This window comes from Nocardia sp. NPDC051981, assembly GCF_040680715.1.
Classification (GTDB): domain Bacteria; phylum Actinomycetota; class Actinomycetes; order Mycobacteriales; family Mycobacteriaceae; genus Nocardia.
On record NZ_JBFAXK010000009.1, the window covers coordinates 191,591 to 211,680 of the forward strand.

The window sequence follows — 20,090 nt, forward strand, 5'->3', positions numbered from 1 at the left end:
TGTGTGTCGGCGGCGTCGGTAATCTCATGAGCAGGAAGAGTCTGTCGACACATGTCTTCATCCATGCAAGCAGCGATCACGCTGCAGAATCTGTCATTCGAATGGCCCGACGGGACCGTCGCTCTCGTGGGGGTCGATGGTGTGTTCACCACCGGGCGCACCGGTTTGGTGGGGCGTAACGGCGCGGGGAAGTCCACGCTGCTGCGTCTGATCGCCGGCATCCTGGCCCCGACCTCGGGGCGGGTGGAAACCAGCGGCGAGGTGGGGTATCTCCCGCAGCACCTCACGCTCGCCCAGAACGACACCATCGCGCAATTGCTCGGTATCGCAGGCACACTCGCGGCCTTGCGGGCGATCGAAGGCGGCGACACCGACGAGAAGCACTTCGAGACGATCGGCGACGACTGGGACATCGAGGCCCGCGCCGACGAAATGCTGCACGAAATCGGTTTCAGCGCAGCCGATCTCGACCGCAGGGTCGGCGAGATCTCCGGCGGTGAGGCAGTGCTCATCGCCGTCACCGGGCTGCGGATCAGGCGCACCCCGATCACGCTGCTCGACGAGCCCACCAACAACCTCGATCGCGAAACCCGTGCCAAGCTGGCGGAATTCGTGGATTCCTGGCCGGGCACGCTTGTCGTGGTGAGCCACGATCTGGAACTGCTGGAGCGCATGGACGCCACCGCGGAACTGCACGGCGCGACCCTCGAGGTGTACGGCGGTCCCTACAGCGCGTGGCAGGCGCACGTCGAGCAGGAACAGGCCGCGGCCCAGCAGGCGGCACGAACCGCCGAGCAGGCATTGAAAGTCGAGAAGCGACAGCGCATCGAGGCCGAGACCAAACTGGCCCGGCGCGAGCGCACCGCGCGTGCGACGCAGCGGGACGGCGGCATTCCACGCATCCTCGCGGGCAACCGGGCCAGCCGGGCGCAGGGCTCGGCCGGGGCCATGCGCACCACGCTCGACGCCAAAGTTCGTGCCGCCCAGGATGTCCTGGACGCCGCGGCCGCGCGGGTCCGTCGCGACGAGCACATCCATCTCGATCTGCCCGATCCCGACGTGCCGCGCAGCCGCCGCATCGCGGAACTCGGCGACGGCGACCGCACCATCGTCATCCAGGGCCCCGAACGGGTCGCCCTGATCGGCCCCAATGGCGCGGGCAAGTCGACGCTGATCGAGCACCTGCTCAGCGGCCGCCACCCGGAACGCGGCACCCTGCTCACCGACCGGGTGGGCTACCTGCCGCAACGCCTGGACAATCTCGACGAGCAGGCCGGCGCGCTCGACAATGTGCACGCGGTGGCCACCACCACCGCACCGGCCACGATCCGTAATCAGCTGGCCCGCTTGCTGCTTCGCGGCAGCAGTGTCGAACGCCCGGTCTCGACGCTGTCGGGCGGTGAACGCTTCCGGGTTTCGCTGGCGCGCCTGCTCCTGGCCGATCCGCCGGCACAGCTGCTGATCCTCGACGAGCCGACCAACAACCTCGATATCGCCAGCGTCGATCAACTGGTGGAGGCGCTGGCCGAGTATCGCGGTGCGATCCTGGTGGTCAGCCACGACTATCCGTTCCTGCACCGGATCGGCATCGACACCGTCGTCGAGCTCGACCGTGCGGGGAACCTGCGGCAGCGAGGCTCCCTATAACCGCCTCCGGCGCCGGGCCTCACCGTGGCCCGGCGCCGGAACCGGTGGCAGCTCTGGATTCGGCGACCCTTGCTCAGGATGCCGAGTCCCCGGCGGCTTGTGCCTGCGAATGTTGCTGATCGCGATAGGTTTCCAGCAGTCGCAGCCAGATCTCACTGATCGTGGGATACGCGGGCACCGCGTGCCAGAGCCGGTCGATGGGGACCTCGCCGGTAATGGCGATGGTCGCCGAATGCAGGAGCTCGGCCACCCCGCCCCCGGCGAACGTCGCCCCGACGAGCACACCGCGCTCGGGATCGACGAGAACCCGCGCCCGGCCGCGATAGTCCGGATCGTATTGCGCCGCACCGGCAACCCGGCCGAGGTCGTAGTCGACGACATCGACTGCCCGGCCCTGGCGCGCGGCCTCCGCGGCGGTGAGCCCGACCGCCGCTACCTCCGGCTCGGTGAACACCACCTGCGGCACGGCGACCAGATCGGCGGTGCCCGAATGCCGTCCGAACGGACCCGTCTCGAGCGTGCGGCCGCGGGCCCGATCGGTGATCACCGCGCCGGCGATGCGCGCCTGATACTTGCCCTGATGGGTGAGCAGCGCCCGATGATTGACATCGCCTGCGGCGTACAGCCATTCGCCGTCCACGGCGGTCACCGTGTAGGTGTCGTCGGTGGCCAGCCACGCGCCCGGGTCCAGTCCGACGGTGTCGAGGCCGATGTCCGCGGTGCGCGGCGCGCGACCGGTCGCGAACAGCAGTTCATCCGCGATGATCCGCGCGCCGTCGTCGAGAGTGAGGTGGATGCTGTCCTCGGGCCCACCCGCCCGCTCGGCCGTCGCGATGGTCCGTCCGAACCGCAGGTCCACGCCCGCCGCCCGGAGCCGGTCGGCGACCAGGTCGGCCGCGAAGGGTTCCATCCGGTCCAGCAGGCGCGCACCCCGCGCGATCAGCGTGACCTGCGAGCCGAGTGCCCGCCAGGCCGTGGCCATTTCGGTCGCCACTACCCCGGCGCCCACGATGGCCAGCCGCCCCGGGACCTCGGACGCGCTGGTGGCCTCCCGGCTCGTCCACGGCCGCAGCGCATCCAATCCCGGCAGTGGCGGCAGTGCCGCGCGGCTGCCGGTGCAGATCGCGACCGCGTGCCGGGCCTGCAATCGCACCGTGTCGCCGTCGGGGGTCTGCACCGTCACCTGCCGCACTCCGTCGAGCCGGCCGTGGCCGCGCAGGAGCGAGATACCGGCCTTGTCGACCCATTCGACCTGGCCGTGGTCGTTCCAGTCGGAGGCCACGCGGTCGCGGTGTTCCAGCACCGCGCGGGTATCGAGCGGCGCGGTGACCGCGGCGCCGACCCCGGGGAAGCGCACTGCCTCGCCGTACAGCAGCGCCGGGCGCAACAGCGCCTTACTGGGCTGGCAAGCCCAGTAGGAGCATTCGCCGCCGACCAGCTCCGACTCGACGATGATCGTGTCGAGCCCGGCCGCGGCGGTGCGGTCGGCGACATTCTCGCCGACCGGTCCGGCCCCGATGACAATGACATCGAAAGTCTGGGTGTTCACACCGGACATGGTGTGCCCTCGCGGTCCGCGCTCGGCAACCGGGGGCCCGCCCGGTCCCTGAGAGGCGGTCGTAATGTCAGCTCGGCCGGGCGCAGTCGTAGTTGTATCGGATATCGGAGAACTTGGGCAGCGGGAAGCACAGCGCGGTCTCCACCCGCCGCAGCGTCCCCAATTCGCCTGAGGCGATGATCTTCTCGGCCGCTTGCGTCAGCGGGTGATAGCGATAGTGGAACGCCTCCATCACCACTCGATCCGATGAGCCTGCCAGCGCGGCGATCTCCCGTGCCTCGCCGGCATCGGCAGCGAACGGCTTCTCGCGCAGCACATCCTTGCCGGCCTCGACCGCGACGCGGATCCACCGCCCGTGCAGGCCGTTCGCCAGTGGGATGTACACGGCGTCCAGGTCGTCCGCCCCGACCAGCGCCTCGTTGCTGCCGTAGACCTGTACCCGAATACGTTGCGTACCTGGATGTTCGTGACCAGGAACACACTGATCTGCCCGAGCCCTGCTCATCGTCTGGGACCTCACCCGCCCGCGTGATGTGGCTCGGCTGCGCGGTCTCGGGGTCGGCATAGCCGCCGGGATCAAACTGACACCCGCGTTCTTCCTCGTCTATCTCGCCTGCACCCGGCAATGGCGGACGCTGGGCGTGGCGGCCGGTGCGTTCGCGGCGACCATCGCCCTCGGCTTCCTGGCCCGGCCCGCCGACGCGTACTCGTACTGGCGCGGACAGGTCACCGCCGCCGGCCGGGTCGGGGCGGTCGATTCGCCGGGCAACCAGTCCGTCAACGGTCTGCTCGCGCAGCTGCTGCGGTTCTTCGACGTCGAGCGCTGCGCGTCGAATGCGTTCGGGGCGACCGTGTTCCAGCCGCCCACCTGGATGTGGCTGCTCGCGCTGCTCCCGGTCGTGGCCCTCGGACTCACCGCGGCGACCCTTGCCCATCGCGCCCGCCAGGAGCTGCTGGCGATCACGGTCACCGGCATGACCGCCGCGTGCGCGTCACCGCTCTCGTGGGGCCACCACTGGGTGTGGCTCGTGCCCTTGCTGATTCTCGCCTGGCATCAAGCCCGTACCGCCGCTACCCGCTGGACCTGGCTTGCCCCGACGGTCGTCGTCCTGGTCGCCTTCAGCTGGTGGTGGACCTTCTCCGACCGGCCGCCCATGGAGGATTCACCACACCCCATCGGAATCGGCCTGTTCATGATGCCGCGCGCCGACAACTCGGTGTGGTTCGCTTACATCACGGTGCCGACCTACGCGGGCTGCTATGTCCTGCTCCACATCCTGGCGAGCGGCTATGTCATCAGGCGTACGACCAGCCGCGCACCGAGTCGACTGTGATCCGAATGATCGGCCCCGCGGGCGGATCTGCTTGGTACTGCGGATATTTGGCGATCAGCCAGCTGAGCGGCAGCTCACGGTCCATCGTGCCGTCGAGGATGTCGGCGGTGCCGTCGAGACGCGTCCACCAGAGCCGGGTCCAATCCTCGTCGTAGTGATCGGCGAGGAGGGAAACGCGAGGGTTGGCGGCGATATTGCGGAGGCGGCGGAGATCGGTGGTCGTCTTCGGTTTGTTGTCGATCGCGATCACCACCAGCAGCGGCGAATCGGCGGGGGAGACCGCGAACGTGACGGGAACCAGGTGCGGCACGCCGGTGGCATCGGCGGTGGCCAGCCGGGCGACCCGGGCGGCGCGGAACCTGGCCAGGGCCGTGGCATCATCCGATCGCACGAGATCGACGGTAGACCGCCGGCCGTAGTGCGCCACCGCCGGACCGGTCGTCACCGGCGTGCGGACAGCCCGTCCAGCACGATGCGCAGCGTGCGCCGCCATTGATCCGGGGCCGCCCGCAGGCCGACGGTGTGATCGGCCGTGCCGACCCCGGCCAGCGCGAAAGCCACATCCTCCCAGGCGATATCGGCCCGCATCGAGCCGTTCTGCTGTGCCCTGCCGACCAATTCGCGCAGCCGGTCGCGCAGATCGCCGATGCAGCGGTCCACCTCGGCACTGCCCGCGCCGCCCAGTGCATCGTTGACCCCGCAGCTCTCCGCCCGCAAACCCACGTACGCGCCGGCGAATTCGGTGAACCCTTGCCACGGATCCGGCTGGGCGAGGGCGCGGTCGGCAGCGGCGATGCCCTCGTCGAGGACCTCCTCCAGCACCGCCGTCAGTAGTGCGTCGAGCGAGGGCACCCGCCGATAGAAGGTCCCCTTGCCCACCCCGGCCCGCTGCGCGATCTCCTGCGCGGTAACCGCCACCCCGACCTCCGCCACCGCCGCCCGCGCGGCCGTGACCAGCCGTTCGAGATTCCGGCGGGCATCGGCGCGGGGAGTCGGCGCGGCATCCCGGGCCAGCAGGCGATCGACGGCGGTCATGGCCGCACTCTAGCAAAAGTGGGCTTTCCGAGTCCGGTTGACTAGCGTCCAAAACGGACGCATCGAGTCCGTTTGATGGAGGAGTGAGTGATGTCTGACCGCATCCGAGTGGGAATCATCGGCGCGAACCCGGACCGAGGCTGGGCCACCCGCGCCCACCTCCCGGCCCTGCGGGCCCTGCCGGACTACGAGCTGACCGCGGTCGGCACCAGCCGCCGCGAGAGCGCCGAACGGGCCGCCCACCTGTTCGGCGCGAACCACGCCTTCACCGACGCGCGCGAGCTCGCCGAGCATCCCGATGTCGACCTGGTCGTCATCACCGTGAAGGTCCCCGCGCACGCCGAACTGATCCGCGCCGCGGTGGCCGCGGGCAAGCACGTCTACTCCGAATGGCCGCTCACCCGCACCACCGCCGAAGCCGAGGCCATCGTGGCCGTGGCCGCCGCTCCCGGACTGCATGTCGTCGGACTGCAGGCCGGGCTAGCCCCCGCCGTCCAGCGTGCGCGAACCTTGATGGTCAACAGTCGCTATGTGGGCAAGGTGGTTTCGGTCACGGTCTACGCGGCCCGCGGCAAGGGCGCGGGCGGCCGCATCCCGCAGTGGGCGGCCTACACACTGGACCGTGACAACGGCGCGGGAATGCTGGAAGTCGCGGGTGGCCACACCCTCGCGACGGTCGAATCCCTGGTCGGCCCGCTCACCGAGGTCTCGGCCGAGCTCGCGATCCGCCACCCGCTCGCCATCATCGACGAGACCGGCGAGCGGATATCGGTCACCAGCCCGGACCACCTGCTGCTGACCGGCCGCACCGACACCGGCATACCGGTATCGGCCCACATCCACGACGGCAAGGTCACCGACGGCCGCACCCGCATCGAAATCTCCGGCACCGACGGTGATCTGGTGATTGTCAGTGACGGCCCCTCGGGAGCGGGCGGTATCCAGATGAGCGACCTGCGCCTGCTGGGATCCAACGGCCCGGGCAGGGCGTGGCAGGACCTGACCCCCGAGGAGACCGGACCCTTCGCGACGCTGCCGATCGAATCCCGCAATGTGGCAAGGCTTTACGACCGTCTGGCGAGCGACCTCCGCCGCAACCTCCACCTGGTCCCGTCCTTCGGGACCGGCCTGCACGTGCATCGCGTCCTGGATGCGATCCGCCGCAGCGCCGACTCCGGCCGGCGCGAGACGGTCGAAGCCTGATCAGGACACGAAGGCGCCCATGGTCGGCTGCCATTCGACGATGCGCTTGTCGGTCAGCAGACCCTCGCGGTTGAACGGGTCGTTCTCGAACAGCGTGGTCACCGCCTCGAGGTCGTCGGCCTGGACCAGGATCAGCGCGCCCGACCCGTCCGGGTACGGACCGCTGGTGAGCACAGTGCCCGCATCGACCAGGCTGTTCAGCCAGGCCCGGTGGTCGGGCCGGTGGATGTCGCGGCCGGGGACGGTGGCCTCGGAGTAGACGTAGTGGACGGCGAAGACGGCCATGGGCTCTCGCTCCTGATCGAAGTCGGTACGGATACGGAGAAGGTCAGAGCGTCAACAGCATTCGGGTATTCCCGAGCGTGTTCGGCTTGACGTAGGACAGATCCAGGAATTCGGCGACACCGGTGTCGTAGGACCGGCACATCTCGGCGTACACCTCGGCGGTCACCGGTGTGCCCTCGATCTCCGCGAACCCGTGCCGGGCGAAGAAATCCACCTCGAAGGTCAGCACGAACACCCGCTTCAGCTCCAGCTCCCGTGCGACCGCGATGAGCTGCTCCACGATCAGTCGCCCCGCGCCCGTGCCCTTGATGTCCGGATGCACCGCGACCGTGCGTACTTCGCCCAGGTCGGCCCACAGCACGTGCAGCGCGCCGCAGCCGAGGATCTGGCCGTCGCGCTCGACCACCCAGAATTCCTGGACCGCCTCGTACAGCGTCACCAGGTTCTTCTCGAGCAGGATCCGGCCGGCGTAGATGTCGATGAGGCTCTTGATCTCGGGCACGTCAGAGGTTCGCGCTCGGCGGACGATCGGCGCCATCGCCGCATGCCCGCCGATCGAACCACTGTCAGGTGCCCGTGTTGTCATGGGGTGCACAGTAGTCGGCCCGCGTACCGATAGGCTTATCGGTGTGTCGCACATCCAGCTCTCCCACACACCGGCATGGTCCGGAAACCATGGCCGGTGTCTCGGCCGGTGGGGGCGCTGGTGACCGTGCAACGTGACGAGTTGGAGGGTCGCTGGACCGATGCCGGTCCTGCGGCGTGTCCGGGATTCGCCCCCGTGCCCCGTCCGGAGGCCGCGGCGGAACCGCCGGCCGTGCCACTGCTGAACATCGCCAATGTGCTGACGGTGCTGCGCATCCTGATCGTGCCGCTTTTCCTGCTGGCGCTGTTCGCCCACGGCGGGCACGACACCGAGTGGCGCTGGATCGCGGCCGGGCTGTTCGGCGTCGCCGCCATCACCGACCGCATCGACGGGCAACTCGCTCGCAAATACGGCCTGGTCACCGACTTCGGTAAGCTGGCCGACCCGATCGCGGACAAGGCGCTCATCGGGGCCGCGCTCGTCGGATTGTCGATGCTGCACGATCTGCCCTGGTGGATCACGATCGTAATCGTGGCCCGCGAACTGGGCGTGACCCTGCTGCGGCTGGCCGTGGTCCGGCGCGGGGTGATTCCCGCGGGCCGGGGCGGCAAGCTCAAGACGCTGGTGCAGTCCGTCGCCATAGCCGTGCTGTTGCTGCCGCTCTCCGGCGGATTCGCTTCGGCCGGAATGGACTTGATGTATGTGGCCGTCGTGCTGACGGTCGTCACCGGTCTCGACTACGTCGTGCAAGCGGCCCGCCTCTGGTTCGGGTCGCCGGGCGGCAGCCGTGCGGCGTGACGTGCGGCCCGACGTCGAGACCGCGCTGTCCCGCGTAGCCACCGCTCCGCCCATTCCGCCCGACCCGCTCGTCGCCTCGGCGCCCGCCGCCGAGCTGGTGGCCGCGCTCGCCGCCGCCGGCCAGACCGTGGCCACCGCGGAATCGCTGACCGCGGGACTGCTCAGCGCCACTATCGCGGGAATTCCGGGCGCCAGCACGGTGTTGCGGGGTGGACTGATCGTCTACGCCACCGACCTCAAGCAGTCGCTCGCCGGTGTGAGTGCCGACACCCTGGCCGCCGACGGACCGGTGGCCGCGACCACCGCCGAACAGCTCGCCGTCGGGGCCCGTCGCCGCTGCGAAGCGGACTGGGGAATCGGGCTCACCGGAGTCGCCGGACCCGAACCACAGGACGGACGACCGGTCGGCACGGTATTTCTTGGTATAGCGGGTCCGGAGTCCACCGAGGTACTTCGGTTGAAGTTGTCGGGGGACCGGTGGACGATCAGGGTGGGCGCGGTTCGCGCCGCGGTCACCGAGCTCGTCCGCATCGTCAGGGACGAGTGACGAGGCCGGGAACGCGCGGCCGACGCCGGACGTTGTCCAGTCAAACGCTGGGTCCGGCGAGACGAGTGTGAGGAGAACGAGATGACGCTGCTGCGAGAAGCCATCGGGGAAAGCCTGCGGCGCGCTCGGGTTGCCCAGAGCCGGACGCTGCGTGAGGTCTCCACCTCCGCGCGCGTGAGTCTGGGGTACCTGTCGGAGGTCGAGCGCGGCCGCAAGGAGGCGTCCAGTGAACTGCTGGCCGCCATCTGCCAGGCGCTGGACGTGCCACTGGCGCAGGTGCTCTTCGACGTGAGTTCCACCATGGCCGACGCCGACAAGGCCACCGCGCTGGCCGCCGACAAGGCCACCGCGGGCGTGGGAGCCGGCAAAGTGCCCGCCAAAGCCGGACTCGCCAAGGTGGCCGCGAAGGTTACCCCGCGGGGTGGCGACGGCGACGTTGCCCTGGCCGCGGATGGAACTTTCGGCCCCCGCATTGTGATTCCGGCCCCGAAGTCGGACCGTCTGGTGCTGGTGGCTGCCAAGTGATCACTGTGCTGTGGAGCCGAAAGGGATAAATTCTCTGTAGGCTTCGTGCCGGAGGCGTCGCGCTGTTGCCGAAATCTCCGGAACGGCCGTTGCACAGTGGAGATAGGGACAACAGGGGTGCGCGACGGTCGCGCACTACTGTCGCGCTACGGGGCGCGGCACGTCATATGGAGGCGGGATCAATCGATGGCTAATCCGTTCGTGAAGGCCTGGAAGTACATGATGGCCCTCTTCGATTCGAAGATCGAAGAGCATGCGGATCCGAAGGTTCAGATCCAGCAGGCCATCGAGGAGGCCCAGCGCCAGCATCAGGCCCTGTCGCAGCAGGCCGCGTCGGTGATCGGCAACCAGCGCCAGCTGGAGATGAAGCTCAACCGCCAGCTGGACGAGGTCGAGAAGCTCAATGCCAATGCGCGCCAGGCGGTTATGCTGGCCGACCAGGCCAGCGGCGCCGGTGACACCGAGAAGGCCATCCAATACACCAATGCCGCTGAGGCTTTCGCGGCCCAGCTGGTGACCGCCGAACAGTCCGTCGAGGACCTGAAAGTGCTGCACGACCAGTCGCTGCAGGCCGCCGCGCAGGCCAAGAAGGCGGTCGAGCAGAACGCCATGCTGCTGCAGCAGAAGGTCGCCGAGCGCACCAAGCTGCTCTCGCAGCTGGAGCAGGCCAAGATGCAGGAGCAGGTCTCGGCCTCGCTGCAGCAGATGGACTCCACCCTGTCGGCCCCCGGCGCCGTCCCGAGCCTGGACGCGGTGCGCGAGAAGATCGAACGCCGCTACGCCAACGCGCTCGGTGCCGCCGAGCTGGCGGGCAACTCGGTCCAGGGCCGCATGCTAGAGGTCCAGCAGGCCAGCGTCCAGATGGCGGGCCACAACCGCCTCGAGCAGATCCGCGCCTCCATGCGCGGCGATTCGCTGCCCGCCGGTGGCACCCAGCAGCAGATCCCGCAGGGCCAGCCCGCGCAGCCGGCCGCCCAGCCCAACTTCAACAAGGGCCAGGCCGCCCAGCAGTAACTGCTGCGCGAAAGGTAGTGCACGATGGGGAGATCGCGGGCCGACAACAGTCCCGCGACCTCCCCTGCCCGTTTTCTGCGCCGCACCCGCACCAGAACCGCCGACCCCATCCCGGGTTTCCCCTCCCCGTTCCCGCCGCCGGCAACCGCGCAGTCTCCGGCGCACTCCGAAACCGCCGGGCCTGAAACGGCTTCCACACCGGCAGCGAGTATTTCGTCAGCGCCGGAGCACCACTCGCCCCATCCGGCCGGGTTCACTGATCACTCGGCATCCGCTACGCCGGTGCCGCGGCCGTCCGCGCCGCCGCGAATCGACCGCGGATCGCCCCTGGGTGCCGGCCACGCGCCGGGTGAATCCACGGTGCAACCACCGGTTCACTCGCAACCCGTGTCCGGATACGGCGTCCGCGTAGGTGACCCCGCCGGTGCTGCGGATGGCGGCCGGCGCAAGCGGGCGCGGCGGGAGCGGGCCACCGAGGCGGTGCGAGAAGTGTTGGCGCCCACCGGGTTCGAGCCCGAGGAGTTGGCGCAGCGGCTGCCGGATACGTTGCGGGGTGTGGGGGAGCAGGCGCTGGTGGCCGTGCGGAAGTGGGCGGATCCGCGGGAGCGTGAGCTGCGGAAGCGGCGCCGGGCACGGCGTCGGAGTTTCCGGCTGGGAACGGCTTCGGGACTGACGACGGCCGGAACCGTTGGACTGGTGCTGATTTCGGCGCCGGCCTGGGCGGTGGTCATGGTCGGTGGTGGCGCCGTCGCGCTGGTCACCGGGACCGCGGTGACGGCCCGGCGGTATCTGGAGATGCGCCGGGAGCCGCTGCCGCAGGCCGCTTTCGTGCCTCGCAAGCTGCCGCCGATCCGGTCCGCGGCGCGAGCGTCGATCGCCCGATTGGTCCGGGCCGAGCGGGCGCTGCACGGGCTGCACTCACAGATCGCACGGACGGGCCGGCTTCCCGCGGACGATCTCAATGACACCCTGGAAACAGCCGCGTCCGGAGCCGCCGCCCTGCACGCACTGGCACAGGATGTGGTCGCCATGGAGCTGGCCGCCGGTGCGCTCGGCGCGAATTCGCCACTGGGCGAGTATGTTCGGGCCGTTTCCATCCGCCTTGACGGCGGAGTCGTCGAATACGAGGGCATGGTCGCTGCCGCGGCCCGGGTGCTGGCGGTTCCCGAGAGCGCGGCCATCGCCGACGATCTCGGCTGGGCCATGGTCGGCCTGCGCGACGCCGCCGACCGCCTCGACGGCTGGGCCCAGGCTCTCACCGATCTGGCCGATCAGCGCTTCCGCGCCAATCCCTGACCTGTCCGCATCGCTGTGAACCGGCTTTCCCGGGGCGTGGCTCGGGCTGTTGCAGGTCGGCGGGCTGCGGCCCCGGCGAACGCGGCCTGTCGCCTCGGACAGGAAACTCGGGGAGAACCCTGATCTGTCCCGGATTTCGCTGCTGACCTGGTGATTTTCTCGGGTGGGCGACGCAGTATGGATGGTGTCGGATCGCGCGGACGGCGGTTCGGAGACTAGGGAGGTCAGTAATGTTCTGGAAGATTCTCGGCGTCGTCGTCCTCGTGTGGATCGCCTTCGCGGTGCTCGGGTGGCTGATCAAGGCACTGTTCCCGATTCTGCTGGTGAGCGCCATCATCTTCGGTCTGTACGTGCTGTACAAGGCGGTGTCGGGCTCGAAGGACAAGTCGCCGCTGAGCAAGTTCTGATCGGCCGAAACTTTCGGACCGTCCAGCCCCGGGTAGCGGGACGGGCGGTCCTTTTTTCGTATGATCGCGGGATGGCTACTGCTGTCGTTGCCACCGCTTACGGTGGACCGGAAGTCTTGTCGCTGGTCGAGGTCGAGGTGCCCGAGCCGGGGCCGGGTGAGGTCAGCATCGCGGTGCGGGCCGCCGGCGTGAATCCCTTCGACTACAAGCTCTACAGCGGTGCGTTCGGCACCGATCCCAGCAAGTTGCCCATCCGGCTGGGCCTGGAGGTGGCCGGAGTGGTCACCGCGGTGGGTCCCGACGCCGAGGGGCCGGCCGGGCCGATCTCGGTCGGCGACGAGGTGATCGCGACGGTGGGCGGCGGCTACGCCACCGCCGTCACCGTGCCGGCCGCCGGGGTCGTGCCCAAACCCGCCGATGTGGACTGGAAGCATGCGGCCGGGGTGCTCAGTGTCGGCGGGACCGCGGTGCATCTGCTCGCCGCGACCGGCGTCGGGCCGGGGGACACCGTGCTGATCCACGGTGCCGCGGGCAGTGTCGGCGCGCTGGCCGCGCAATTGGCGGTGGCCCGGGGCGCGCGGGTGATCGGCACGGCCTCGCCGAGCCGGCATGAACGCCTGCGCGCCTACGGCGTCGAGCCGGTCGCGTACGGCCCGGGACTGGCTGATCGCGTCAAGGCGTTGGCCCCCAACGGAATCGATGTTGCCCTCGATACGGTGGCCACCGAGGAGGCGGTCGACGTCTCTTTGGAACTGGTGGCCGACCGGAGCCGGATCGCGACCATCGTGGCGTTCGATCGGGCGGCCGCGGAGGGGTTCAAGGCCCTCGGTATGGGTCCCGGGGCCGATCCGGGCACCGAGATCCGCGGCAATGCCTGGCGTGAGTTGTTGCCGTTATTGTCCACGGGCAAGCTGGATCTGGCGATCGCCAAGACGTTCCCGCTGTCGGAGGCGGCCGCGGCGCACGAGCTCGTCATCGAGGGGCACGCGGGTGGAAAGGTGATCCTCCTGCCCTGAACCGGGCCGCATCGATTTGGCCAAACGTCCCATATGAGTGACTCACACGGCATATGTTGTTGCCCACAACATATGCCGTGTGTGCGGTCGCAACCCAGTGACCGCCGCGTGAAAGGTCACCCTGATGAGGACGAAAAGCGCGCTCCCGCCGACGAAGTCCGGACGCCGACGGGGTTACGCCGCCGCCGCGCTCGCACTGTCCGGCCTGCTCACCCTCACCGCCTGCGGATCCAATTCCAGCAGCACGACCTCCTCGTCGAGTGCGCCATCGGGCGGCGGCGCCAATGGGACGGTCGGGGTCATCCTCCCCGAGACCGCCACCTCGGCCCGCTGGGAATCCTTCGACAAGCCGCTCCTGCAGAAAGCCTTGAACGAGGCCGGATTCGACGCCGACGTGCAGAACGCGCAGGGCGATGTCCAGAAGTTCTCCACCCTGGCCGACGGCATGATCGCCAAGGGCGTGAAGGTGCTGCTCATCGCCTCCATCAACAGCGAGGTGGGCAGCGCGGTCGCGGCCAAGGCCAAGCAGTCCGGCATTCCGACCATCGACTACGACCGCCTCAACCTCGGCGGATCCTCCGACTACTACGTGTCTTTCGACAATGTGAAGGTCGGCGCCCTGCAGGGCCAGGGGCTGGCCACCGCGCTGAAGGACAAGCCGGGTGCGCAGGTCGTCGAGATCGAGGGCGCGCCGACCGACAACAACGCCACCCTGTTCCACCAGGGCCAGGAGCAGGTGCTCCAGCCCCTCTACGACTCGGGCGCGCTGAAACTGGTGCGCAGCCAGGCCATCGACGACTGGAACAACCAGAAGGGCGGCACCACCTTCGAGCAGATCCTCACCGGCGCCAACGGCAAGGTCGACGGCGTGGTCGCCGCCAATGACGGCCTGGCCGGTGCGGTGATCACGGTGCTGAAGAAGAACGGCCTCAATGGCAAGGTGCCGGTGACCGGTCAGGACGCCACCGTGGACGGTCTCAAGGCGCTGCTGCGCGGGGACCAGTACATGACCGTGTTCAAACCCATCAAGGAGGAGGCCGAGAACGCCGCGAAACTCGCTGTGGCCCTGGCCAAGGGGGACAAGGCGGCCGCGGATGCCCTGGCGCAGGGCGTGAGTCAGGATCCCAAGGGCAAGCGCGACGTGAAATCGGTGCTGCTGCAACCGCAGTTGATCACCAGGGCAGAGGTCAAGCAGGTGGTGGACTCGGGCTTCGTGAAGGCCTCCGACGTCTGCTCGGGCGACGTGAAGTCCGCCTGCACCGAACTCGGCATCGCCTGAGGATCGAGAGACATGAGTGAGCCGCTGCTCCAGATCACCGGCCTGAACAAGAGTTTCGGACCGGTGCACGTGCTGCACGACGTGGACCTCACCGTGCCGGCGGGAGAGGTCACCGCACTCGTCGGCGACAATGGCGCGGGCAAATCCACGCTGGTGAAATGTGTTGCCGGAATCCACGCCGCCGACTCCGGCGAGGTGCGATTCCGCGGCGAACCCGTACACCTGCGTGGCGCCAAGGATGCGGCGGCGCTCGGCATCGAGGTCGTCTACCAGGACCTGGCCCTGGCCGACAACCTCGACATCGTGGCCAATATGTTCCTCGGCCGGGAGCGCGGCAAGCCGTGGCTGCTGGACGAGGCGAGCATGGAGGAGGCGGCGCGGCGCACCCTGGCCTCGTTGGGGGTGCGCACCGTGAAATCGGTGCGCACCCCGGTCGCAGCCCTGTCCGGCGGGCAACGCCAGACCGTGGCCATCGCGAAAGCCGTGCTGTGGAACAGCAATCTGGTGCTGCTGGACGAACCCACCGCGGCGCTCGGGGTGGCGCAGACCCGGCAGGTGCTGGATCTGGTGCGGCGGCTGGCCGAACAGGGGCTGGGGGTGGTGCTGATCAGCCACAACCTGGCCGACGTGTTCGAGGTCGCCGATCGGATCGCGGTGCTGTACCTGGGCCGGATGGCCGCGCAGGTGCGGACCGCCGATGTCACCACCGGCCAGGTGGTGGAGTTGATCACCGCCGGCCGTTCCGGCGATCTGGGCTTGGCGCGGCCGGAAGCCGCGGTGCTGTGAGGAAGCCACTGCTATGACCAATGTTTCGGAATCGGCGGCGGCCGAGCCGGGTACCGCCATCACCGACTTCGGGATCGACACCACGACGCGGTCGACGCGAGAAGCCGTGCGCGACTACGCGGCCCGGCTGCGCGCCGGGGATATCGGATCCCTGCCCGCGATCCTGGGCCTGATCGCACTGGTGGTGTTGTTCTCGCTGATGTCGGATGTGTTCTTCTCGCTCAACAATATTGCGAACCTGCTGGCGCAGGGGGCGGGGCAGACCATCATCGCCATCGGGATCGTGTTCGTGCTGCTGATCGGGGAGATCGATCTGTCGGCGGGCACGGCGTCCGGAGTGGCGGGGGCGGTGCTGGCCATGCACTACGTCGACAACGGGAACCTGTTGACGGGCATGGGATCCACGGTGTTCTTCGTGTTCAACGCCATGCTCGTGCTGGCCGCGATCCTGGCGGGGCTGTTGCGGATCTGGCCGGGGGTGGTGTTCTCGGTGCTGGGGATCGTGCTGACGGTCATCGGGTTTCAGGCGAATCCGTGGATCGAGATGCTGTTGGCGGTGTGTGTGGGCGCGGCCATCGGATGCATCACCGGGTTCCTGATCGCGAAGATCGGGATGCCGTCGTTCGTGGTGACGCTGGCGCTGTTCCTGGCGTGGCAGGGGGTGATCCTGCAGCTCATCGGTGAGGGCGGGGTGCTGGGGATCAGTTCCTCGCACGTGCTCAATGCGGTGGCGAACGGGAATCTGTCCACGGCCGGGAGCTGGCTGCTGTGTGTGGTGGCGGCCGGTGGCTATGCGGCGGTCACGCTGGGCGGGCATCTGCGGCGCCGGCGTCGCGGGCTGGTGACGTCGCCGACGCCGCTGGTGGTCGCGAAAGTAGTGGCGCTCAGCGGGTTCGCAATCGTGGTGACGGCGCTGCTCACCGTGAATCGTTCACCCAGCAAGCTGATCGTGATCTCCGGTGTGCCGTATGTGGTTCCGATCGTGCTGGTGCTGCTGGTCGCGGGGACCTATGTGCTGACCCGCACCACCTACGGCCGTCACATCTATGCCGTCGGCGGGAACCTGGAGGCGGCCCGGCGCGCGGGCATCAACGTAACCCAGTTGCGGGCAAGTGTTTTCGTTATCTGCTCGGCCTGCGCGGCGGTCGGCGCCATCGTCTACTCCTCGAAGGTCGGCTCGGTCGATCCGCAGGCGGGCGGGCTCAACACCCTGCTGTTCGCGGTCGGCGCGGCCGTGATCGGCGGCACCTCCCTGTTCGGCGGCCGGGGCCGGGTGGCCGACGCGGTGATCGGCGGCGCGGTGCTGGCCGTGGTGTCGAACGGGCTGGGCCTGCTGCGGCAGCCAGCGGCGGTGGTGTCCATCGTGACCGGGCTGGTGCTGCTGCTCGCCGCGACCGTCGACGCGCTCTCGAGACGTCGCGTGGCGATTACGGGCCGTTGAGCCGCGCAATGGTATTACCGAGTCCATGACCGTCGCCCGACCGGACGAGGTGCGCCGGTTCAACCGGTCGAGCCTCCTGCGGCTGCTACACATCGGAGGCCCCGCCACCCGGGCGGCGCTGGCGGTCGAGCTCGGGCTCAATCGGTCCACCATCAAGATGCTCGTCGACGGGCTCGCCGAGGACGGGGTGGTGGAGGAGAAGGTGCCGCGGCTGGCGCGCGGCGCCGGGCGGCCTTCGTTGCTGGTGCTGCCGCAACCACAGGCGGCGGTGGTGCTGGCGGTGGATGTGCAGGTCGAGCACGTGGGGATCGCGCTGGTCGGCTTCGGCGGGCAGGTCATGGGACGCAACAGCTGGAATCTGCGTGGGCGGCAACGGGAACCGGACGAGGTGATCACCCACGTCGCGGAATCGGCGGCCATGCTCGCGGAGGATCTGGGCCTGCGGCCGGTGGCGGCGGGCGTGTGCGTTCCCGGTGTGGTGCGGCGCGCGGACGGCCTGGTGCACAATGCCGCCAACCTGCGCTGGGGTGAGGTGGCGCTGGGACAGCGGCTGCACGCGGTGCTGGACCTCCCCGTCACCGTCGGTAACGACGCCGAATTCGGTGCGCTCGCAGAGCATGCCAGGGGTGTCGGGCGCACGGCCGCGGATGCGGTCTTCGTCTCCGCCGATGTCGGGGTCGGCGGCGGGCTCATCGCGCAGCCCGCGCTGCTGCGCGGATCCGCGGGGTATCTCGGCGAGATCGGCCACATGACGGTGCGGCCGGGCGGGCGAAAGTGCTACTGCGGCAACGAAGGCTGCTGGGAGACCGAGGTGGGCGAGGCCGCGCTGTGCCGTGCCCTCGGCATGCCCGAGCACGGCCCGCGCGGGGCGATCGTCGCCGAACTCCGTGAGCTGCAGGGTGATTGGGAAGTCAGGCTCGCCGATTATCTCGACTGGATGACGCTGGGCCTGGTCAATGTCGTCAATATCCTCGGGCCCGAACTGGTGGTGCTCGGCGACCTCTTCACCGCGCTCCCCGAACCGGCCATCACGTGGGTCCGCGATCAGGTCCACCGCCGCAGCATGGTGAGCCGTGCCTTCGGCGGGGTTCGCATCGAAAAGTCGCGTCTGGGCCCGGATCTGAAGCTGCTCGGGGCGGCGGAAGCGGCCTTCGAGGGCGTACTCGCCATGCTGTGACGCCCCGGCGTGGCGGTGGGGTGCGAAGTTCGCGTCGGCCAGGTGTGGGCGGTGGCGGCTGGTGTTGAATGCAGGATATGGAGCAGCTTCCCGAGGACTGGCAGCGCGGGATCGTCATCGCCGCGCATCCCGATGACATCGAATACGGTGCGGCCGCCGCGGTCGCGCGCTGGACCAGGCAGGGCAAGGACATTCGCTACGTGCTGGTCAGCAGTGGCGAGGCGGGGATCGCGGGGCTGCCGCCGGCCGAGTGCGGGCCGCTGCGGGAGGACGAGGAGCGGGCCTCGGCCAAGATCGTCGGCGTCAGCGAGGTGGAATTCCTCGGGCACCCGGACGGGCGGATCGAGGAATCCCTGGCTCTGCGCCGGGATCTGGCCGCGGCCATCCGCCGCCACCGCCCGGAGATGGTGGTGCTGTTCAACTTCGGCGACACCTGGGCCCGTGGCTACGCCAACTCCGCCGACCACCGCGCCGTCGGCCGCGCCGCCCTGGACGCTGTGTCCGACGCCGGCAACGAATGGATTCACCCCGAGCTCGCCGAGCTGCCCGCCTGGTCGCCACGCTGGGCCGCCGTCTACGGCGTCCCGGACGGCAGCTACGGGCTGGACGTCACCGGCACCTTCGAGACCGCCGTCGAATCCCTCACCGCCCACCGCCGCTACCTCGAGGCCCTCAGCCCCGACTCGGCCGAAACCCAGGCCCGCGCCGTCCTGGAAATGACCGCCGGCCCCAAGGAAGGCGTCCCCGGTGCCCACGCCCTGACCTTCGAGCTCTACCACTTCGCGGGCTGAGCGGCCAGTCCCGGCGCCGGGCGCGCTGGTGGTCGAGTGACACGGACCACCACACTGGGTGAAGGTGCCGGGTGCGTCGGTCGGGTGTGGCACCCTGGGGCCGTGCGAGTAGCGGTGGTGGCCGGGCCTGATCCGGGGCATGCGTTTCCGGCGTTGGCGTTGTGTCAGCGGTTGCTGGCCGCGGGCGACGAGCCGGTGCTGTTCACCAGCCCGCGGTGGTTCGACGCGGCCCGGGAGGCCGGGATCGGGGTGCGGCGGCTGAAGGGCCTCGCACCCCGGGCCGAGGACGACGACAGTGACGCGGGCGCCAGGATTCATCAAAGGGCCGCGCACATTTCGACCGAGATCCTGCCCGATCTGAGCGCCATGCTGCCGGAACTGGTGGTGTCGGACGTGCTCACCGTCGGGGGCGGGATGGCGGCGGAGCGGCTGCGGCTGCCTTGGGTGGAGCTGTCACCGCACCCGCTGTACCTGCCGTCGAAGGGCTTGCCGCCCATCGGGAGTGGGCTCGCCGCGGGGGAGGGCATGCGCGGGCGCGCCCGGGACTCGGTCCTGCGCGGGCTGACGTCGCGGGCCATCCGGCGCGGGGAACTGCAACGCGAGCAGGCCCGCGCCAGCATCGGCCTGCCGCCGGAGGACCCGGGCCCGACCGCCCGCCTGGTGGCCACCCTGCCCGCCCTCGAGGTGCCGCGCCCCGACTGGCCGGACAATGCGCACCTCGTCGGCCCGCTGCTCTGGGAGCCGACCGACCACATCCTGGATCTACCGCCCGGTGACGCCCCCCTGGTCATGGTCGCCCCCTCGACCGCCCAGACCGGTACGGCGGGCCTGGCCGACATCGCCCTCGAGGCGCTCGAAGGCGCAGGCGTCCGGGTCGCCGTCTCCATGCTCGACACCCCGCCCGCCGACCTCCCGTCCTGGGCCACAGCCGGTTTGGGCCGCCAGGACGAGATCCTGCGCCACGCCTCGGTCGTGATCGGTGGCGGCGGCCACGGCCTGCTCGCCAAATCCCTGCTGGCCGGTGTCCCCATCGTCACCGCCCCCGGCGGCGGCGACCAGTGGGAACTCGCCAATCGCGCCGCCCGCCAGGGCAGTTCGATCCTGGTCCGCCCCGTCACCCCCGAAGCCGTCCGGGACGCCGTCAAACGCATCCTCGACGATCCCGCCTACACCGCCGCCGCCCACTCCGCCGCCACCGGCATCACCGTGGTCACCGACCCGGTCGAAATCTGCCGCGCCGCCGTCGAATCCCCACCCGCCACCTGACGTTCGCTCGCGACGCCGGTTGGCAGGACACCGCGAGGCGGTCGCCGGAGGCGGTGGGTGGCCGCGGCTGGGTTTGGCCCGGGTGCGGGGCGGTGGCGT

21 protein-coding genes and 1 pseudogene are annotated in these 20,090 nt (G+C 69.6%); 16 read left to right on the forward strand and 6 right to left on the reverse strand.

All coding sequences use genetic code 11. The features are described from left to right. Positions 1–51 precede the first annotated feature (51 nt). The gene (locus tag AB0L60_RS18595) at positions 52–1,647 is read left to right on the forward strand and encodes an ATP-binding cassette domain-containing protein (RefSeq protein ID WP_364615061.1); all 1,596 of its coding nucleotides are present in this window, start codon (positions 52–54) and stop codon (positions 1,645–1,647) included. 73 nt (positions 1,648–1,720) lie between these two features. Here AB0L60_RS18595 and AB0L60_RS18600 read toward each other — a convergent pair whose 3' ends face one another. Next, positions 1,721–3,205 (reverse strand): NAD(P)/FAD-dependent oxidoreductase, encoded by a 1,485-nt coding sequence (locus tag AB0L60_RS18600; RefSeq protein WP_364615064.1) that lies wholly within the window; start codon positions 3,203–3,205, stop codon positions 1,721–1,723. A gap of 88 nt (positions 3,206–3,293) precedes the next feature. Next, a pseudogene (locus tag AB0L60_RS18605) lies at positions 3,294–3,770 on the reverse strand (Gfo/Idh/MocA family oxidoreductase); the annotation flags it as partial. On the opposite strand from AB0L60_RS18605, the gene AB0L60_RS18610 reads away from it, so the two are divergent. Next, positions 3,739–4,539 carry a glycosyltransferase 87 family protein gene (locus AB0L60_RS18610; RefSeq protein ID WP_364615067.1) on the forward strand — a complete coding sequence of 267 codons (801 nt, stop codon included), beginning with the start codon at positions 3,739–3,741 and terminating at the stop codon, positions 4,537–4,539. The pseudogene AB0L60_RS18605 and the gene AB0L60_RS18610 overlap by 32 nt on opposite strands. Here AB0L60_RS18610 and AB0L60_RS18615 read toward each other — a convergent pair. Continuing rightward, on the reverse strand, positions 4,502–4,930 hold the full coding sequence (locus tag AB0L60_RS18615; RefSeq protein ID WP_364615070.1) for a TIGR03668 family PPOX class F420-dependent oxidoreductase: 429 nt from the start codon (positions 4,928–4,930) through the stop codon (positions 4,502–4,504). The genes AB0L60_RS18610 and AB0L60_RS18615 overlap by 38 nt on opposite strands. A 50-nt stretch (positions 4,931–4,980) precedes the next feature. Next, positions 4,981–5,574, reverse strand: coding sequence for a TetR/AcrR family transcriptional regulator (locus AB0L60_RS18620; RefSeq protein WP_364615073.1), 594 nt, complete (start codon positions 5,572–5,574; stop codon positions 4,981–4,983). Positions 5,575–5,664: 90 nt separating this feature from the next. Between AB0L60_RS18620 and AB0L60_RS18625 the strand changes: the two genes are divergently transcribed. Beyond that, a complete protein-coding gene (locus AB0L60_RS18625; protein ID WP_364615076.1) occupies positions 5,665–6,777 on the forward strand; it encodes a Gfo/Idh/MocA family oxidoreductase in 1,113 nt (370 codons plus the stop codon). Here the strand turns inward: AB0L60_RS18625 and AB0L60_RS18630 are convergent, their stop codons facing one another. Both AB0L60_RS18630 and AB0L60_RS18635 read right to left on the reverse strand, forming a co-directional pair. After that, positions 6,778–7,062: a YciI family protein gene (locus AB0L60_RS18630; protein ID WP_354839554.1), complete on the reverse strand. Its 285-nt coding sequence runs from the start codon at positions 7,060–7,062 to the stop codon at positions 6,778–6,780. A gap of 43 nt (positions 7,063–7,105) precedes the next feature. Next, positions 7,106–7,648 carry an amino-acid N-acetyltransferase gene (locus tag AB0L60_RS18635; protein ID WP_364615080.1) on the reverse strand — a complete coding sequence of 181 codons (543 nt, stop codon included), beginning with the start codon at positions 7,646–7,648 and terminating at the stop codon, positions 7,106–7,108. Positions 7,649–7,768: 120 nt separating this feature from the next. Here AB0L60_RS18635 and pgsA point away from each other — a divergent pair, with 120 nt between their 5' ends. The 13 genes from pgsA (at position 7,769) to AB0L60_RS18700 (ending at position 19,991) form a co-directional block, all read left to right on the forward strand. Next, complete coding sequence (gene pgsA, locus AB0L60_RS18640) at positions 7,769–8,446, forward strand: CDP-diacylglycerol--glycerol-3-phosphate 3-phosphatidyltransferase (protein WP_364615083.1); 678 nt, start codon at positions 7,769–7,771, stop codon at positions 8,444–8,446. A gap of 52 nt (positions 8,447–8,498) precedes the next feature. After that, a complete protein-coding gene (locus AB0L60_RS18645; protein WP_364615257.1) occupies positions 8,499–8,993 on the forward strand; it encodes a CinA family protein in 495 nt (164 codons plus the stop codon). Positions 8,994–9,074: 81 nt separating this feature from the next. Continuing rightward, on the forward strand, positions 9,075–9,518 hold the full coding sequence (locus AB0L60_RS18650; protein ID WP_354839560.1) for a helix-turn-helix transcriptional regulator: 444 nt from the start codon (positions 9,075–9,077) through the stop codon (positions 9,516–9,518). A gap of 186 nt (positions 9,519–9,704) precedes the next feature. Beyond that, on the forward strand, positions 9,705–10,532 hold the full coding sequence (gene pspA, locus AB0L60_RS18655; RefSeq protein ID WP_354839563.1) for a phage shock protein PspA: 828 nt from the start codon (positions 9,705–9,707) through the stop codon (positions 10,530–10,532). Positions 10,533–10,919: 387 nt separating this feature from the next. Further along, positions 10,920–11,828, forward strand: coding sequence for a hypothetical protein (locus AB0L60_RS18660; protein WP_364615088.1), 909 nt, complete (start codon positions 10,920–10,922; stop codon positions 11,826–11,828). A gap of 230 nt (positions 11,829–12,058) precedes the next feature. Beyond that, positions 12,059–12,235, forward strand: a complete 177-nt coding sequence (locus AB0L60_RS18665) for a hypothetical protein (protein ID WP_040859444.1) — start codon at positions 12,059–12,061, stop codon at positions 12,233–12,235. Between the two features lie 71 nt (positions 12,236–12,306). Then, positions 12,307–13,251 (forward strand): NADP-dependent oxidoreductase, encoded by a 945-nt coding sequence (locus tag AB0L60_RS18670; protein WP_364615092.1) that lies wholly within the window; start codon positions 12,307–12,309, stop codon positions 13,249–13,251. A gap of 124 nt (positions 13,252–13,375) precedes the next feature. Then, a complete protein-coding gene (locus AB0L60_RS18675; RefSeq protein ID WP_364615095.1) occupies positions 13,376–14,530 on the forward strand; it encodes a substrate-binding domain-containing protein in 1,155 nt (384 codons plus the stop codon). Between the two features lie 12 nt (positions 14,531–14,542). Further along, a complete protein-coding gene (locus tag AB0L60_RS18680; protein ID WP_040859440.1) occupies positions 14,543–15,316 on the forward strand; it encodes an ATP-binding cassette domain-containing protein in 774 nt (257 codons plus the stop codon). A gap of 13 nt (positions 15,317–15,329) precedes the next feature. Further along, positions 15,330–16,757, forward strand: a complete 1,428-nt coding sequence (locus AB0L60_RS18685; protein ID WP_364615100.1) for an ABC transporter permease — start codon at positions 15,330–15,332, stop codon at positions 16,755–16,757. A gap of 25 nt (positions 16,758–16,782) precedes the next feature. Continuing rightward, positions 16,783–17,934 (forward strand): ROK family protein, encoded by a 1,152-nt coding sequence (locus tag AB0L60_RS18690; protein ID WP_364615103.1) that lies wholly within the window; start codon positions 16,783–16,785, stop codon positions 17,932–17,934. 77 nt (positions 17,935–18,011) lie between these two features. Next, positions 18,012–18,725 carry a PIG-L deacetylase family protein gene (locus tag AB0L60_RS18695; RefSeq protein WP_364615106.1) on the forward strand — a complete coding sequence of 238 codons (714 nt, stop codon included), beginning with the start codon at positions 18,012–18,014 and terminating at the stop codon, positions 18,723–18,725. A gap of 102 nt (positions 18,726–18,827) precedes the next feature. Further along, complete coding sequence (locus tag AB0L60_RS18700) at positions 18,828–19,991, forward strand: nucleotide disphospho-sugar-binding domain-containing protein (RefSeq protein WP_364615109.1); 1,164 nt, start codon at positions 18,828–18,830, stop codon at positions 19,989–19,991. Positions 19,992–20,090: the final 99 nt, after the last annotated feature.